14 protein-coding genes are annotated in these 15841 nt (G+C 71.9%); 3 read left to right on the forward strand and 11 right to left on the reverse strand.

Going from position 1 to position 15841, the window contains the following annotated elements:
* Positions 1-8 precede the first annotated feature (8 nt).
* A complete protein-coding gene (locus SA2016_RS18350) occupies positions 9-953 on the reverse strand; it encodes a helix-turn-helix transcriptional regulator (RefSeq protein ID WP_066500948.1) in 945 nt (314 codons plus the stop codon).
* A gap of 166 nt (positions 954-1119) precedes the next feature.
* Between SA2016_RS18350 and SA2016_RS18355 the strand changes: the two genes are divergently transcribed.
* On the forward strand, positions 1120-1368 hold the full coding sequence (locus SA2016_RS18355; protein WP_066500950.1) for a hypothetical protein: 249 nt from the start codon (positions 1120-1122) through the stop codon (positions 1366-1368).
* Between the two features lie 30 nt (positions 1369-1398).
* Here SA2016_RS18355 and SA2016_RS18360 read toward each other — a convergent pair whose 3' ends face one another.
* On the reverse strand, positions 1399-2613 hold the full coding sequence (locus SA2016_RS18360) for a beta-ketoacyl-[acyl-carrier-protein] synthase family protein (RefSeq protein WP_066500952.1): 1215 nt from the start codon (positions 2611-2613) through the stop codon (positions 1399-1401).
* 87 nt (positions 2614-2700) lie between these two features.
* Here SA2016_RS18360 and SA2016_RS18365 point away from each other — a divergent pair, with 87 nt between their 5' ends.
* Positions 2701-3318, forward strand: coding sequence for a TetR/AcrR family transcriptional regulator (locus SA2016_RS18365; protein ID WP_066500953.1), 618 nt, complete (start codon positions 2701-2703; stop codon positions 3316-3318).
* Between the two features lie 199 nt (positions 3319-3517).
* Here SA2016_RS18365 and SA2016_RS18370 read toward each other — a convergent pair whose 3' ends face one another.
* From SA2016_RS18370 to SA2016_RS18380, 3 genes are all read right to left on the reverse strand, one after another.
* On the reverse strand, positions 3518-5119 hold the full coding sequence (locus SA2016_RS18370; RefSeq protein WP_084249636.1) for a 4-hydroxyphenylacetate 3-hydroxylase family protein: 1602 nt from the start codon (positions 5117-5119) through the stop codon (positions 3518-3520).
* 80 nt (positions 5120-5199) lie between these two features.
* Positions 5200-5760 carry a flavin reductase family protein gene (locus SA2016_RS18375; RefSeq protein ID WP_066500958.1) on the reverse strand — a complete coding sequence of 187 codons (561 nt, stop codon included), beginning with the start codon at positions 5758-5760 and terminating at the stop codon, positions 5200-5202.
* Between the two features lie 143 nt (positions 5761-5903).
* Positions 5904-6935: a helix-turn-helix transcriptional regulator gene (locus SA2016_RS18380; protein WP_066500960.1), complete on the reverse strand. Its 1032-nt coding sequence runs from the start codon at positions 6933-6935 to the stop codon at positions 5904-5906.
* A 209-nt stretch (positions 6936-7144) separates the two neighbouring features.
* On the opposite strand from SA2016_RS18380, the gene SA2016_RS18385 reads away from it, so the two are divergent.
* Entirely contained in the window at positions 7145-8293 is a 1149-nt protein-coding gene (locus tag SA2016_RS18385; RefSeq protein WP_084249637.1) for an AI-2E family transporter, read from the forward strand.
* Positions 8294-8336: 43 nt separating this feature from the next.
* Here SA2016_RS18385 and SA2016_RS18390 read toward each other — a convergent pair whose 3' ends face one another.
* The 6 genes from SA2016_RS18390 to SA2016_RS18415 form a co-directional block, all read right to left on the reverse strand.
* Positions 8337-8969, reverse strand: coding sequence for a phosphatase PAP2 family protein (locus SA2016_RS18390; RefSeq protein ID WP_066500965.1), 633 nt, complete (start codon positions 8967-8969; stop codon positions 8337-8339).
* A 42-nt stretch (positions 8970-9011) separates the two neighbouring features.
* Positions 9012-10439 (reverse strand): MFS transporter, encoded by a 1428-nt coding sequence (locus SA2016_RS18395; RefSeq protein WP_218030597.1) that lies wholly within the window; start codon positions 10437-10439, stop codon positions 9012-9014.
* A 499-nt stretch (positions 10440-10938) separates the two neighbouring features.
* Positions 10939-12357 carry a dihydrolipoamide acetyltransferase family protein gene (locus tag SA2016_RS18400; protein WP_066500970.1) on the reverse strand — a complete coding sequence of 473 codons (1419 nt, stop codon included), beginning with the start codon at positions 12355-12357 and terminating at the stop codon, positions 10939-10941.
* 10 nt (positions 12358-12367) lie between these two features.
* The gene (locus SA2016_RS21590; RefSeq protein ID WP_066500971.1) at positions 12368-13348 is read right to left on the reverse strand and encodes an alpha-ketoacid dehydrogenase subunit beta; all 981 of its coding nucleotides are present in this window, start codon (positions 13346-13348) and stop codon (positions 12368-12370) included.
* On the reverse strand, positions 13348-14574 hold the full coding sequence (gene pdhA / locus SA2016_RS21595) for a pyruvate dehydrogenase (acetyl-transferring) E1 component subunit alpha (protein WP_066500973.1): 1227 nt from the start codon (positions 14572-14574) through the stop codon (positions 13348-13350). The genes SA2016_RS21590 and pdhA overlap by 1 nt, the downstream gene beginning before the upstream one ends.
* Before the next feature lie 158 nt (positions 14575-14732).
* Positions 14733-15803 (reverse strand): histidinol-phosphate transaminase, encoded by a 1071-nt coding sequence (locus tag SA2016_RS18415; RefSeq protein WP_084249819.1) that lies wholly within the window; start codon positions 15801-15803, stop codon positions 14733-14735.
* Positions 15804-15841 lie beyond the last annotated feature (38 nt).

Here is a 15841-nt window from a genome sequence, read left to right on the forward strand (position 1 = left end):
CGCGCCCCTCAGCCCCCGGCCGCGGCGAGCCGCTGCGCGAGCTCGCGCATCGTGTCCCGCAGCTCCGGCGGGTCGATCACCGTGACGGGCCAGCCCAGCCGGACCACGTGGTAGGCCACGTAGTCGAGGTCGTCCGCACCGGCGGTGAGGAGGGTGGTCTCCCCCTCGGGCTCGACGACGGCCATGGTGGACGGCACCCGTTCGGCGACCTCGTGGGCCGGGGCGTGGATGCGGACCTTCGCGACGAACTGGTAGGGCGCCTGCGTGATGGACGACTGGACGTACTCGACCGCGTCCGGCGCCTCCCGGGGCCTGAAGCGCCAGCCGGTGCCGCGGGCGGCTGCCATGCGGTCCAGCCGGAAGGTCCTCCAGTCCTCGCGGTCCAGGTCCCACGCCATGAGGTACCAGCGGCGCGCCGCGGCCACGAGGCGGTACGGTTCGACCCGGCGCTCGGACCGCTCGCCGCCGGACTTCGTGTAGTCGAACGTGGCCCGCTCCGGGGTACGGATGGCCCGCGCGAGGGCCACGAGGACGTCGGCGTCCACGGCCGTCACGGGGCTGTCCAGGCTCACCGTCGCCTCGATGACGCCCTTGACCTCCGCGCGCAGCCTGGCCGGGAGGACCTGGTCGAGCTTCGCGAGCGAGCGGACCGCGGCCTCGCCGAGCCCAGTGACCGTGCCGCCCGCTGCAAGGCGCAGGCTCACGGCCACCGCCACGGCCTCCTCGTCGTCGAGCAGCAGCGGCGGCAGCGCCTTCCCGGCGCCGAGCTGGTAGCCGCCCCCGGTTCCGTGCTCGGCCCGCACCGGGTAGCCGAGCTCCCGCAGGCGGTCCACGTCGCGGCGGATGCTGCGTGTGGTGACCCCGAGCCGCTCGGCGAGCTCCGCGCCCGTCCAGACCGGGCGGGACTGGAGCAGGTTCAGCAGACTCAGGACGCGCTGCGTCGTGTCGTTCATGGCTCCATCATGGACTCCGATTGCGGACAGAAGCTGTCCGCACTGCGGGTTCTCCTGCGCGTCGTGCCGACCGCCGAAGCAGCGGACCGCCCCTGTCCTGCACCCCCGGGACACTGGTCTCGGGACAGCGGGAAGCACCGGGAACGGGCAGGACAAAGGAGTGGCCATGGCCGCACAGGGGACCGTACAGCAGCTTCGGGGCAGGGCGTGGACCGGGCCCGGGAGCATGCAGGACACGGCGCGGGAGGCGGGCCGGCTGCCCGAGGTGCTGCGCGCCGTCGTGCGCGGGTGGGCCCGCAGGTGGGACGGCGCGCTCCGCGCCTGGCGCGCCGCGGACCGGCGGGGGCAGGGGCTCGACGACCGGCGCGAGCAGGTGCGGCGGGACATCGCCCTGCTCGGCCCGCGCCCGTGGTGAGCTCCGCTGGCCGCCCGCGGGCGGCCGGCGTCAGGCGCGGGTGAGCAGCAGGCTCACGTTGTGGCCGCCGAACCCGAACGAGTTCGAGACGGCGGCCTCGACGCGCGCCTGGCGCGGGGCGCCGGCAACGACGTCGAGGTCGATCGCCGGATCGAGGTGGTCGAGATTGCGCGTGGGCGGGATGATGCCCGATTCGAGCGTGAGCGCGGTGAGGATCGCCTCGACCGCACCGGCCGCGCCGACGAGGTGCCCGAGCGCGCCCTTCGGCGCGGTCACCGCCACGTCCTCGCCGAGCGCCTCGCGGACGGCGAGGGCCTCGCTGATGTCGCCGACGTGGGTGCCGGTCGCGTGCGCGTTGACGTGCTGGATGTCGCCGCCGTCGATGCCCGCGCGGCGCAGGGCCTTGCGGATCGCCTTGATCTGGCCGATGCCCTCGGGGTCGGTGCCGGTGATGTGGAACGCGTCCGCGGTGACGCCGTAGCCGGAGAGGGCGGCGCGGGTCCGGGCCCTGCGCGCTCGGGCATGCTCAGCGCGCTCGAGGACCACGACGCCGGCCCCCTCGCCGAGCACGAACCCGGTGCGGCCCGCGTCGAACGGTCGGGAGGCGGCCTCGGGGTCGCCCTGGGCCTTGGAGAGCGCGCCGATCTGGGCGAAGCCGGCGATGGTCAGCGGGGTGATCGCGGCCTCGGCCCCGCCGGCGATCACGATGTCCGCCTCGTCGCACTCGATGAGCCGCGCAGCGTGGACGATCGCCTCGGCGCCCGAGGCGCACGCGGAGGCGGGGGCCATGGCGGCGGCCCGGGCGCCGTATTCGATGCTCAGCTGCGCGGCGGCGGCGTTGGCCATGAGCATCGGGACGGTGCGCGGGGAGACTCGGCGGGAGCCGGCGGCCTCGAGGATGTCGTCCTGGGCCAGGAGGGTCTCCACCCCGCCGATGCCGGTCCCGATCACGACGGCGAGCCGGTCGCCGTCGACCTCCGGCGCGCCCGCGTCGGCCCACGCCTCGCGCGCGGCGATGACGGCGGCCTGCTGGCTGCGGTCGAGGCGGCGCGCCTGGACCGGCTGCATGGCCAGCTCGGGCTCGACAGCGAGCCGCCCGGCGATGTGGACGGGGAGCGAGGGGTCGAACCCCGCGAGGGCGCGGACGCCGGAGCGGAGGGACAGCATGCCTTCCCAGAGCTCGGGCACGGTGCCGCCGAGCGGCGTCGTGGCGCCCATTCCGGTGATGACGATCTCGGTCCCCATGATGTCCTCCGCGTAGACGAGCCCCCCCGACGGCAGCTTGTATGCCGTACAAGAGGGGAGGCTGCTTGTACAGCATACAATTCAGTCATGGGTCCCGTCGAGACACGCGCCGCCGCCGCCGCACGGCGCCTCCTCGCCCCGCGCAAGGGGCGCGGCGCGGAGACGCGCCAGCGCATCGTCGACGCCGCGGCAGCCCTGTTCGCGACCCGCCCCGCGGACTCGGTCACGGTCAGCCAGATCGCCGCCGCCGCGCGGGTCTTCCCGAACCAGATCACCTACCACTTCGGTTCGAAGGACTCGCTCTTCATCCACGCCGCGTTCGTGCTGCTCCTGCGGGACGCCGGGCGCATCGAGGGCGTGGGAACGCGGCTCTCGACGGCCGAGGCGTTCCGGCGCGCCATGGCGCGGACGGTCCTCGTGACCCCGTCCCTGCCCGTGGTCATCAGCGCGCTCGCGCTCGCGCGGGCCAAGCCCAAGCTGAGCCCCGTGGTCAAGGGCCACCTGAGCCTGCTGTTCCGCATCTCCGAGCACCACCTCGAGAACATGCTCGGGCTGCGCGGCTGGGTGATCGACCGCAGCCTGCGCCAGGAGGTCAAGACGTTCTGGTCCGCCGCCTTCGGCGCCATCCTCATCGCCGAGTCCGGCTACCCCGGCACCCAGGCCGACCTCGACCTGGCTGGCACCCTGACCATCCGGGAGCCCTAGGGGCACCCGCAGGAGGTGCCCTCCAGAAGCTGACCTCCAGAAGGTGTCCTCCAGAAGGTGACTCCCAGAAGGTGCCCTCCAGAAGGTGCCCTTCAGAAGGACATGGAGGCGACCCCCAGAGTCTGGGGGTCACCTCCTGAAAGTCACCTCCTGAAAGTCACCTCCTGAGAGTCAGGTCCTGAGGGTCAGATCCTGCGGGTCAGCGGTTGAGGAAGACGCTCACGTCCTCGTTGCCGATGAGGTCGGGCACCGTCCAGCCGTCGAGGTCGTACTCGGCGAGGCACTGGTCCGCGAAGCCCTTCATGGCCGCCGTGGTGCCGTTGGCCTGGGCCGCCATGAGCGTCTCGAGCCGCACGCCCTCGTGGTTGCCCGCGTAGTTGCGCTCGTAGAGCTCGTGCCGGCCGCCGAACTCGCTGCCGATCGCGTCCCAGAGCAGCTTCATGAGCTTGACCCGGTCCACGGCCTGGATGCCCTCGGAGCCGCGGATGTACTTGTCCAGGTACGGCCGGATCTCCGGGGTCTTGAAGTCCAGCGCGCTCGAGTTGAGGTAGATCAGCCCGGAGGCGACGTCCTGCTCGATGATCTCCTTGATCCGCGGGTACCCGACCGACATGAACACGCGGTAGGACATCGCGTAGTCCGCCTTCGGCAGCACCGTCCCGTTCGGGCCGGCGTCGGGGTTCAGCGCCATCGCGTCCGCGAGCCCATAGAACATGTTGCGCCAGGCGATCACCTCGCCGGCCCGCGCCTGCACCCCGCGGAAGTCCTTGGTGCCCGTGATCTCGAGGGCCTTGAGGAGCAGTCCGGCGATGAAGTCGAGCTTCACGGCCAGGCGGATCACGCCCTGGAAGGAGAAGCGGTTGAGGAACCCGGTGGCCGGGGTGAAGTTGTTCATCTTGTCGATGTCCCCGTAGGCGAACACGTTCTCCCACGGGACGAGCACGTTGTCGAAGACGAACACGGCGTCGTTCTCGTCCAGCCGGGAGGAGAGCGGGTAGTCGAACGGCGTCCCCATGACCGCGGCCTGGTGCGCGTACGAGGCCCGGGAGATGAGCTTCACCCCGGGCGAGTCCATCGGCACGGTGCAGATGAGCGCGAACTCCTTGCGCTTGATCGGCAGGCCGTAGTGGGCGATGAAGTTGTACTGCGTGATGGCCGAGCCGGTGGCGACCACCTTGGCGCCCGAGACGATGAGCCCGGCGTCGGTCTCCTTCTGGACCTTCATGAACACGTCCCCGGCCTGATCCGGCGGGAGGTGCCGGTCCACGGGCGGGTTCACGATCGCGTGGTTCCAGTACAGGACCTTCTCCTGCGACTCGCGGTACCAGCGGTTCGCGTTGTCCTGGTACGGCTCGTAGTACTCGGGCATGCCGCCGAGGGTGCCGAGGAAGGAGCCCTTGTAGTCCGGCGAGCGGCCGAGCCAGCCGTAGGACATGCGCGCCCACGCCTCGATGGCTGCGCGCGAGGCCTTCAGGTCCTCGACGCTGCGGGCGGCCTTGAAGAACGGGTGGGTGAGTCCGCCGGAGCCGGTGTCCGTGGGGACCAGGAGCGTCGATGCCGTCTCGTCGCGGTGGAAGCCGTCGTAGAGCCGCGCGACCATCCGGACGGAGTTCCTGAACGCCGGGTGCGTCGTGACGTCCTTGACGCGCTCGCCGTAGATCCACACCTCCCGGCCGTCGCGGAGGGACTCGATGTACTCGTCGCCGGTCTGCGGCTTGAGCGGGTTGGCGGGCGTGGTGCGGACGCTCATGTCCGGCAGGGCTGCGGCCTGGGTGCTGGGCTGGTCGAGGATCTCGGTCATGCGGTGGTTCTCCTTTCGCGCGGCCGACGGCGGCGCTGCCGCGGCCTGGGGTGGGCTGGCTGAGGTTTCGTGCGGGGAGCTCAGACGGAGGCGAACTCCCGCAGCGGCGTGAACTGGGCCCCGTGGCCGTCGCCGCAGTAGTCCCACGGCGCGCCGCCGACGAGGCCGCCGAGGTGGTGGAACTTCCCGCCGAAGAACAGCAGGGGCGGCACGGGGGCGATCTCGAGCGCGGCGACCTCGCCGACGACGATGAGGTGATCGCCGCCGTCGTACACGTTCCACGGACGGCACTCAAGGGTGGCGGCGTTGCCCGCGAGGACGGGCACCCCGGTCGTGCTCGAGCCCCAGGCCGGGCCGCCCTTCATGGGGTGGCCTGCGAAGTGCAGGCACGTGTCCTGCTGGGCGTGGCTGAGGATGTTGATCGCGAAGGGCCGTCCGCCCGCGTAGTCGGCGAGCTTCGAGCCGCGCATGAGCGTGACCTGGGCGAGCGGCGGGTCGAGGGACACGGCGGTGAAGGCGCTCACGGTCGCGCCGTGGGCCTCCCCCTCGTCGTTGCGGGTCGTGACAACAGTGACGCCGGTTCCGAAGCGCCCGAACGCGTGGCGCAGTTCCCGCGGGTCGATGGCTGGGGTGGTGGTCATGTCGGTCCTCCTGGTGGTCCGGCGATCGGGCCGCCGGGACTTCCACGAGTGTTCCAGCTCACATCCGGGCCCTGTGCGGGTCCGGCGCCGCCTGTCGGGCTGGTGCAAAAAGGCGTCCGCAGGGTGCAAAAGGGTGCCGGCCGTCAGGCAGGGCGCACGGGCACCGCGGCGCCCCGATCGCGGCGGGCCTCGCGCGGCGTCGTGCCGAACCTCGCCCTGAAGGCCCTGGCGAAGTAGGCCTGCGAGGAGAAGCCGCAGCGGGCCGCGATGGCGGCGATCGGCGTCGTGCCCTCCCCCGGGTCGGCGAGGAGCGCCGCGGCCCGTTCGAGCCGGCGCCGCAGCACGTAGGCGCCCGGCGGCTCGCCCGCCTCGGTGAAGACCCGGGCGAGGTGGCGTTCGCTGATGCCGACCGCGGCGGCGATCTGGGCGGGGCAGAGCCCCGGGTCCGCGAGATGGTCGCCGATGAAGCACCTCGCGGCGGCGAGATACGCTTCGGCGGCGCCCCCGCCCCGGCCGGCGAGGAGGAGGCGCAGGAGTTCGATGGACGAGTGTTCGACCCCGTCCGTGGCGGCACCGGGCCTCTGGCCGTCCGCCCCGTCGCGGTCGCAGGCGGCGAGCGCCCCGTGCACGAGCCGCGCGAGGGCGCGCATGTGCCGATTGGCGGGCCCGGGCTCGTGGAAGTCGACGACGACCGGCCGCCGCAGCGGCCGGCCGCCCGAGAGCCCGAGGTACGTCCCGCGCGGGACGGTCAGGACCATCTCCTCGACGCCGCGGTGGAAGCCGCGCATGAACGGCTGGTCGGCGTCGTAGATCACGGCCTGCCCCGGCCGGAGGGCCTCGAAGCCTCCGGGGTAGTAGAAGAAGGCCTCGCCCTTGAGCGCGAAGAACACGCCGATGAGGTCCATCGGGTGCTTCCTGATGTAGCTCTCGGAGCGCTCGATCACCTGGGCACTCCCCCGGACCCGGGCGAGCCTGACCGCGGCGAAGTGGAGGTTGACCTCGGTCGCGGCGAGCGGGGAATCGTCCATCGTGCGGATGTCCAGGTCGATCAGGGCCCTGGCGTTGTAGGCCGACCAGAGTTCGAGGCGGTTCGCGGCGGCGACCCCCTCGGTCGAGAAGGCCAGCGAGCGGGGACGGTCCGGGCCGTCGGCGGGGAGAAGCTGCTCAGCGGGCATCACTCGCCTTCCCGCCGGGGCGTCACTGCCGCCGGCTCAGGTGTGGTCTGCGTCACTCATGGATTACCCGACGCTAGATCTGGGCATCAGTAGAGGGGAATCGACCCCTTCCGCTGAGCTGAAGCAGAAGTAGCGCGGCTCCCCGGCGCTCCCGGCGGACGGCGGTACCCTGAGCACGCTCTACGGCAACCGACCGGAATGAGGACTCCATGTCCGTCACGCCCGACCCTCCCGCCAAGCGGCAGCTCGCCGCGCTCTTCACCGACACCCTCGGCCGGGCCGGCATCCGCTCGGTCCAGGCCCTCGCCGTCGGCGCCCTCGCCTGGGCCGTCATCTGGGTCCTGCTGAGAATCCCCCTCGTGGTGATCCCGGTGGTCATCGCGGCCATCCTCTCCAGCGCGATCGCGCCCCTCGTCCGCTGGCTGCACGCCCACGGGTGGCCGCGGGCCCTGGCGGTCCTGTCCTCCTTCGTGGCGATCCTCGCGGTCTTCGGCGGGATCATCACGGGGATCGTGTTCCTCATCCGGGCCCAGGCGCGCGAGCTGGCCGAACGGTTCACCGCAGGCCTCGAGCAGCTCCATGCCTTCCTCAACAACGGCCCGGCCCGCATCAGCGACCAGCAGATCACCCAGGCGCGCGATTCCCTCCAGCACTTCTTCACCTCCGGCAGCCTCGGAGCCGAGGCGCTCACCGGTGCCCGCACCGCGGGAGAGATCCTCACCGCGCTCATCCTCATGGCCGTGATCCTGTTCTTCTTCCTCAAGGACGGCCGGCAGATCCTCGACTTCGTGCTCTGGTTCATGCCGCCGTCCCACCGGGACAAGGCCCGGCTCGCAGCGGACCGCAGCGCGCACGTGCTCGGCGGCTACGTGCGCGGCACCGTGCTGGTCGCCGCCGCGGACGCCATCATCGTGGGCACGGGCCTGGTGATCCTGCACGTGCCGCTCGCCCCGGCGCTGGCCGTGTTCGTCTTCATCGGGGGCTTCATCCCGATCCTGGGCGCAACGCTCGCGGGCTTCCTCGCGGTCGGGGTGGCCCTCATCTCCAATGGACCGGTCGTGGCGCTCATCGTCCTGATCGTGGTCCTGGCGGCGAACCAGATCGAGCACCACCTCCTCCAGCCGCTGCTGATGGGCCGGGTCCTCTCGATCCATGGGCTGGCGATCATCCTCGCCCTCGCCTCCGGGACGGTGCTCGCCGGCATCATCGGCGCCCTGCTGGCCGTGCCGGTCACGGCCGTGGCCTGGGCCATCATCAAGACCTTCACCGGCCGCGGGGAACCCGCGGAGCCGGCCGAGCCGACCGGACCGGTCGGGGCGGACCTCGGCCCCGCGCCCACGGCCCGGTCTGAGTCCTAGCCTGCGGCCCGGGCCGAGTCCCAGCCTGCGGCCCGGGACGCGGTCAGCCGACCTCCAGGAACGCCTGCCACAGGCCCACGATCACGATCGGCCCGAACAGGGCCCCGGTGACCACCTGGGCGAGCGTGTGGGCGCGGAGCACCACGCGGGCCCAGCCGACCGCGAGGACCACGAGCAGCAGCGGCCACCACGCAGAGCCGAAGAGCACGAGCACTGACACCGCGGCGGAGGACACGGCCGCGGCGTGGCCGCTCACCTTCCACCAGATGCTCACGATTGCGAGGACGGCGATGCCCGCGATGAGCGCCAGGACCATCGCGACCACAGAGTGCGGCGCCCCCGCCCAGACGAGGACGCCGAGCCCGAGGAGCACGCACACGATCGCCATGGCGAGCACAGGGGCGCGCTGGGACCTCTTGCTCACGTGGTGGTCGACCACCTTGCCCGCACGCACGAGCGCGAGAAGCACCACGAACGGCAGCACCGACGTGAACAGGAGCGCGACGGCGCCGTACCACCAGGTGCCGGGCCAGCCGGGGCTCGCCGCCGGGCTCAGCAGAAGCTGGACCGCGATCGTGAACGGCGGCTGGAAGACCTCGCTGAGCGCCCGCGCGACGGCGGTGGCGCGCCCCTGCGGGGACGGCGCCGAGGGCGTCGGGCGATGGCTGGTGAGCACCGTTCCAGTGTTCCATGCCCGGGCTGGCCGGCGCCGCCCGGATCAGGGCGAGATGTGGTCGAGGTGCCTGTTGCGGGTGTGCGGGGTGAACTGCACCAGGACCGCGGCGATGACGAGGAACACGGAGATCAGCCCGAGCGCCCCGATCACGGGCAGCATCGGCAGGATCGGGGTGATGACCATGACGCCGATGCCGCCGCCGATGTGCCCCGCCCCGTCCACGATCGCGAAGCCCGTGGTCCGCGCCCGGGTGGGGAACGACTCGGCGGTCAGGGCGTAGGTCGGCGAGACCCACAGGTTGAACCCGGCGAAGATGAGGATGGAGCCGATCATCGCGATCCCCACGTTGGTCCCCGCGGCCGCCACCACCAGCGAACCGATCAGGGTCACCACGGCGCCGACGGGCAGCCAGTAGCGGCGCTCGAGCCGCTCGACGATCACGCTCATCACGGCGGCCTCGGCCACGAACCCGAGGGTCCCGACCGCGGCGATGACGCCGGCCTCGGGGGGCGGGTAGTGGAGGGCCGCGAGGACCACGGTGAAGCCGGCGGCGAAGGCGTAGACCGTGATGTACCCGATGAACCAGACGAAGAACAGCAGCACCATGCGCTTCACGTAGAGCGGGTTCGTGAAGAGGTCGCGGTACGGGACGGGCGACGGCGGCCTGGTCGCCCCGTGCACGTCCGTCACCACCGGTTCGGCGAGGGGCCCGTGCTGGGCGGCGCGCGCCTCCATGTCCTTCACCACGGAATCCGCCTCGGCGAAGCGGCCCTGCCCGATGAGCCAGCGCGGCGACTCGGGCAGCTCGAACCGCAGCAGCACCGCGACCACGGCGAGGATCGCCCCGACGCCGTACATCCACCGCCACCCGGTCTCGAACCCCGGCCCGGCCACCGCGAAGGGCAGGCCGAGCGGCCAGGGGGTGGCCGGCGTCGTGAGGATGAGCCCGAGCCAGATGCCCACGAAGGCGCCGAGGGCGGACATGATGAAGATGATCGTGGTGAACCGGGCGCGCGCGTGCCGCGGCGCCATCTCGTTGATGTACGTGTTGACGATCGCGAGGTCGGCGCCGATCCCGATGCCGGTGATGGTGCGGGCGATGTTGAAGTTGGCGTAGTCGCCCACGAACGCGTTGTACAGCGACCCGAGGCCGGTGAGGAGCATCGTGACCATGAGCATGTTCCGCCGGCCGATCCGGTCCGCGATGGGGCTCAGGACCAGCGTTCCGAGCACGTAGCCGGCCAGGTTCAGCAACACGGGCAGCGGCAGCGCCCCCAGCGCCGTCTCCGGGGTGCAGCCCTTGTTGAGCTGGACGCACGTCTGGATGAACGAGACGTTGATGTCGAAGATGTCGTAGAAGGTGAACAGGAATCCGAGGCCGATGATCCCGATGAAGAGGTAGGACAGGCTCCATACCTCGAGCCGCTCTAGCCGGGCGATGATCTGCGGGCCCGTCGGGGCGGCGCTCACGGATCCGGCATCCATGGATGCAGCCACATGGATCAACCTCCCGCAGCCCAGGGATGGTGCTCGCTGCGCCAGAGACTGCCCTGGCTGCCGCCTCCATGGTGCGCCCGCCGCCCAGCCGCCACAAGATGCGGCGGAGCCGTCAGCCCGCGGCGGGGTCCGGGCGGACGTAGGTGAGGTCCCAGGGCTGCTGGCCGTGGGAGGACTCCAGCCATCCGTCCCGGGCGATCTCGGCCCGCAGCTCGGCCAGGCTCGCCTCGAGCCCCGGCGCCCAGGCCTCCCGGGGGCGGTCCGCCCGAGGGCGGGCCCGGCGAACGTGGCCCCGCGGTAGAGGATCCGCCCGTCGTCGGCGCGTGCCACGAACCGCATGGGCGAGCGCCCGTACTGGGACGTGAGCGTGTACAGGACGCGTGCCCACCAGGGCACCGAGGCGGGGTCCTCGAGCTCGATCCGGAGCGTGCGCGCGCTCCCGGGCTGCTCAGCGCTGCCCATGGTCCCTCCCTCAGTCGAGCAGGAGCGCGGGCTCCTCCATGATCGCCGCGACGTCCGCCATGAACCGGGCCGAGAGGTCGCCGTCGACCACCCGGTGGTCGAAGGAGCCGCCCAGCGTGGTGATCCAGCGCGGGATGACCTCGCCGGAGACCACCCACGGCTTCTGCCGGATCGTGCCGAACGCGACGATGGCCACCTCGCCCGGGTTGATGATCGGGGTGCCGATGTCGATGCCGAGGGCGCCGATGTTCGTGATGGTCATCGTGCCGCCCTGCATGTCCGCGGGCTTGGTCTTCCCGGCGCGCGCCGTGGTGGCGAGCTCGTTGAGGGCGATCGCGAGCTCGCGGAGCGAGAGGTCCTGCGCGTCCTTGATGTTCGGCACGAGCAGGCCCCGCGGCGTCGCGGCCGCGATCCCGAGGTTCATGTAGTGCTTGATGTGGATCTCGTCGCCGCCCGGCCCGGCGACCCACTCGGAGTTGACGCTCGGGTTGCGGGCCGCGGCCCAGATGACCGCCTTGGCCAGGATGAGCAGCGGGGAGACCTTCACGCCCTCGAAGTCGCGGGACTTCTTGAGCCGCTGCACGAACTCCATGGTCCGGGACGCGTCGACGTCCACGAAGATGCTCACGTGCGGCGCGCTGAAGGCCGAGTCGACCATCGCCTTCGCCGTCGCCCTGCGCACACCGCGGACGGGGACGACCTCGACGCGGCGCTCGCTCGGCCGCTTCGTGTGGTCCCAGAACGTGGGCGCCGCCGCCTGCTCGCGCTCGCGCTGGGCCTGGTAGGACTCGAGGTCGGCCCGGGTCACCTCGCCGCGGGCGCCGGTGGCCGGCACGTCGGAGAGGTTGATGCCCAGTTCCTTGGCGATCCGCCGGACCGGCGGCTTGGCGAGGACGCGGGAGAGGAGGCCGACGACGGCGTTCCCCGGCTCGGGCTTCTGGCTCGCCTCCGCGGCTGCGCCGCTCGGGGTGCTGTCGCCCGCCGGCACCACCGTGGGGGTGGTGGGCTGGTGCGGGGCGGCAGGGGTCTGGCGGCGGGGGCGGCGCTTGGCCGCGTCCGCCTTCGGGCCGGAGCCGACCAGGGGCCCGCTCTCCACGCCGGGCTCCTGCATCGTCGGGACCGGGGACTCGACCGCAGCGGACGGCGAGGCGGGAGCGGACGGCGCGGGCGCGGCGTCGTGCGCCTGCACGGCATCGCCGATCGCGATGATCGGGGTGCCCACCTCGATGGTGACGTGCTCGCCGGCGAGGAGCTCCACCACGGTGCCGGCGTACGGGCTGGGGAGCTCGACGAGGCTCTTCGCCGTCTCGATCTCGCAGATGACGTCGTTGATCGCCACCGTCTGGCCCGGCTGGACCTTCCAGGACACGATCTCGGCCTCGGTGAGCCCCTCGCCCACGTCGGGGAGGGAGAAGATCTGCTGCGTCACGGGGCGGCTCCTAGTACGCGAAGGCGCGGTCGAGGGCTTCGAGGATGCGGTCGATGTCCGGGAGGTAGTGCTCCTCGACCTTCGCCACGGGGTAGGGCATGTGGAAGCCGCCGACCCGGATGACGGGCGCCTCGAGCGAGAGGAAGGCGGCCTCGCCCACGCGCGAGGCGATCTCCCCGCCCATCCCGCCGAAGGTAGGTGCCTCGTGCGCGACGATGAGACGGCCCGTCTTGGTCACGGAGGCGATGATCGCGTCGAAGTCGATCGGGGAGATCGAGCGCAGGTCGATCACCTCGACGCTGCGCCCGTCCTCGGCGGAGGCCTCGGCGGCCGCGAGTGCCACGGGGACCAGCGGGCCCCACGCGACGACGGTCGCGTCCGTGCCCTCGCGCACCACGTGGGCCCGGAAGGGGTCCGCGCTCGCGCCGGGATCCTCGGTGTCCACCTCGCCCTTGAGCCAGTAGCGGCGCTTGGGCTCGAAGACGATGACCGGGTCTGCGCAGGCGATGGCCTGCTGCGTCATCCAGTAGGCGTCGTGGGCGTTGGAGGGCGTGACGATCCGCAGGCCCGCCGTGTGCGCGAAGAGCGCCTCGGGCGACTCGGAGTGGTGCTCGACCGAGCCGATGCCGCCGCCGTAGGGGATGCGGATGGTCACGGGGACCGTGAGCTGGCCGTTGCTGCGGGCGTGCATCTTGGCCAGCTGGGTGGTGATCTGGTTGAAGCCGGGGAACACGAACCCGTCGAACTGGATCTCGGCGACGGGCCGGTAGCCGCGCAGCGAGAGGCCGATGCTCGTGCCGATGATGCCGGACTCGGCGAGCGGGCTGTCGACGACCCGGTCGGGGCCGAAGTCGGACTTGAGCCCCTCGGTCACGCGGTACACGCCTCCGAGGGTGCCGATGTCCTCCCCCATGAGCAGGACGCTCTCGTCCTGCTCGAGGGCGGCGCGCAGGCCGGCGTTGATCGCCTTGGCGATGGTCATGGTGGGCATCAGCGGCCGCCTTCCCTCGTCGCCTCGGCAGCCGCGTCCGCGAAGCCTGCCTCGTAGTCGCGGTGCCACGCGAGCTCCTGCTCCACGAGGGGGTGGGGCTCGGCGTAGACGTTCGCGAACGCGTCCGCCAGCACGGGCGCGGTGAACTCGAGGATGTCGGCGCGGGCCTTGGTGGCGAGCGCGTCGCCGTCCGCGGCGACCTGCTCGAAGAACGCCTCGTCGGCGATGCCCTCGGCGCGCAGGTGCTTCTCGAAGCGGGCCAGCGGGTCCTTGGCGAGCCAGGACTGCTCCTCGTCGCTGAGCCTGTACTTCGTGGGGTCGTCCGCCGTGGTGTGGGCGCCCTGGCGGTAGGTGTAGGCCTCGATGAGGACCGGGCCCTTGCCGGCACGGGCCCGCTCGAGGGCCCACTGGGTCACCGCGTAGACGGCGAGCACGTCGTTGCCGTCCACCCGCACGCCGGGGAACCCGTAGCCCTTGGCGCGGTTGAAGAGCGGAATCCGGGACTGGACCTCGGCGGGAACGGAGATGGCCCATTGGTTGTTCTGGCAGAAGAAGACCACGGGCGCCTTGAAACTGGCCGCGAAGACCATGGACTCGTGCACGTCGCCCTCGGAGCTCGCGCCGTCGCCGAAGTAGGCCACGACGGCGCCGGGGTCGCCTGCCTCCTCGCCCCGGGCGGCCGCGCGGGCCTGGTCGCGCTGCATCCCCATCGCGTAGCCGACGGCATGGGGCGTCTGGGCCGCGAGGACGAGGGTGTACAGGTGGAAGCCGGTGGCCCTGGGGTCCCAGCCGCCGTTGGAGAGGCCGCGGAAGAGCCGCAGCAGCTCGGCGAGGTCGACGCCGCGGGTGAGGGCGACGCCGTGCTCCCGGTATGTCGGGAAGACGTAGTCCTGGGCCTGGGTGGCGGCGCCGGAGCCGATCTGGGCGGCCTCCTGCCCGCGCAGCGGGACCCACAGCGCGAGCTGCCCCTGCCGCTGGAGCGCGGTGGCCTCGGTGTCGAACCGCCGGATCATGGCCATCTGCCGGTACATGCCCTGGAGGGAATCTTCGCTCAGGCCTTTGATGGACTCCGCGAGCTTCGAGTCGCGCCGGAAGCGCCCGTCCTCGTCGAGGAGCTGGACCATGGCCCCGTGCCCCTCCGCGCCGTCGTGCGCGTGGGCCTCGAGCTCCATCGCGAGCTCATCGGGGATGTCGCTGAACTCGGTCGTGGGAAGTTCTACTCCCATACCGCCTCCTCGCCTGCCGTGGGGACCGATCCCGGAGCACCGGGCGGTGGGCCGGACTCATATTCCCCGTCAGGAATGCATTCTTGCGTCGGAATATAGGGGGCGACCCAGCTGACACTCTACCGAGGGGAGCTGGGCCGCCGCGAAGTGGAATTCTTCTAGGAAGACTGCGGGACCTTTGTGAAAGCCCTACAGAGTTCGATGAACCGCGAGTTCGCCTCGGACTCGCCGATGCTCACTCGGACGCCCTCGGTCCCGAAGGCCCGCACCGAGAGGGCCTGCGCGGCCGCCTGCTGGGAGAACTCGGGCGTCGCCTCGCCGAGCGCGAGCCAGACGAAGTTCCCCTGGGCGTCGGGCACGTCCCAGCCGAGCTCCCGCAGGGCCGCCGTGACGCGCTCCCGCTCGTCGACGAGCGTTTGTACCCTTCCTACAACATCGCCGAAGTGCTCGAGCGACGCCACGGCCGCGGCCTCCGCGATCGAGGAGACCGCGAAGGGCACGGCAGCGACCCGCAGGTACTGGGTCACCTCGGGGTGGGAGATCGAGTAGCCCACCCGCAGGCCGGCGAGGCCGTGGGCCTTGGAGAACGTACGCAGCACCGCGACGTTCGGGTACTTCCGGTACAGCTCGATCCCGTCCACGGCCTCGGGGTCGCGGACGAACTCCTGGTACGCCTCGTCCACCACGATCAGCACGCTGCCCGGGACCGACTGGATGAACCGCTCCGTCTCGGCGCGGCGCAGCGCCGGTCCGGTCGGGTTGTTGGGCGTGCACAGCAGCACGACCTTGGTGCGCTCGGTGACGGCGGCGGCCATCGCGTCCAGGTCGTGGCGTCCGTCGGCCAGCACCGGCACCTGGACGCTGCGGGCCCCGGCCAGCCCCACCGAGATGGGGTAGGCCTCGAAGGAGCGCCACGCGTACACGACCTCGTCCGGGGTGCCGTCGTCCTGCTGGCCCGCGAAGGCGGCGAGGATCTGGTTCAGGGCGCCGAGGCTGCCGCCGCCGGTGACGATGTCATCGGCCGGGACGTCCAGGAACCTCGCGAGCGCGGTGCGCAGGCGGGTGGACACCGCGTCGGGGTAGCGGTTGACCGCCGATTCGCGGGCGATCGCCTCGGCCACCGCGGGGAGCGGGCCGAGCGGGTTCTCGTTCGAGGACAGCTTGTAGCTCGTGAGGCCCTCCACGGGTGCGGGAGGGCGGCCAGCGGCGTACTTGGGAAGCCGGTCCATCACGGGTCGGGGGGTGACGCCCGTGGTGCCGGCCGCGA

This window comes from Sinomonas atrocyanea (assembly GCF_001577305.1).
In the GTDB taxonomy this organism is placed as follows: Bacteria; Actinomycetota; Actinomycetes; order Actinomycetales; family Micrococcaceae; genus Sinomonas; species Sinomonas atrocyanea.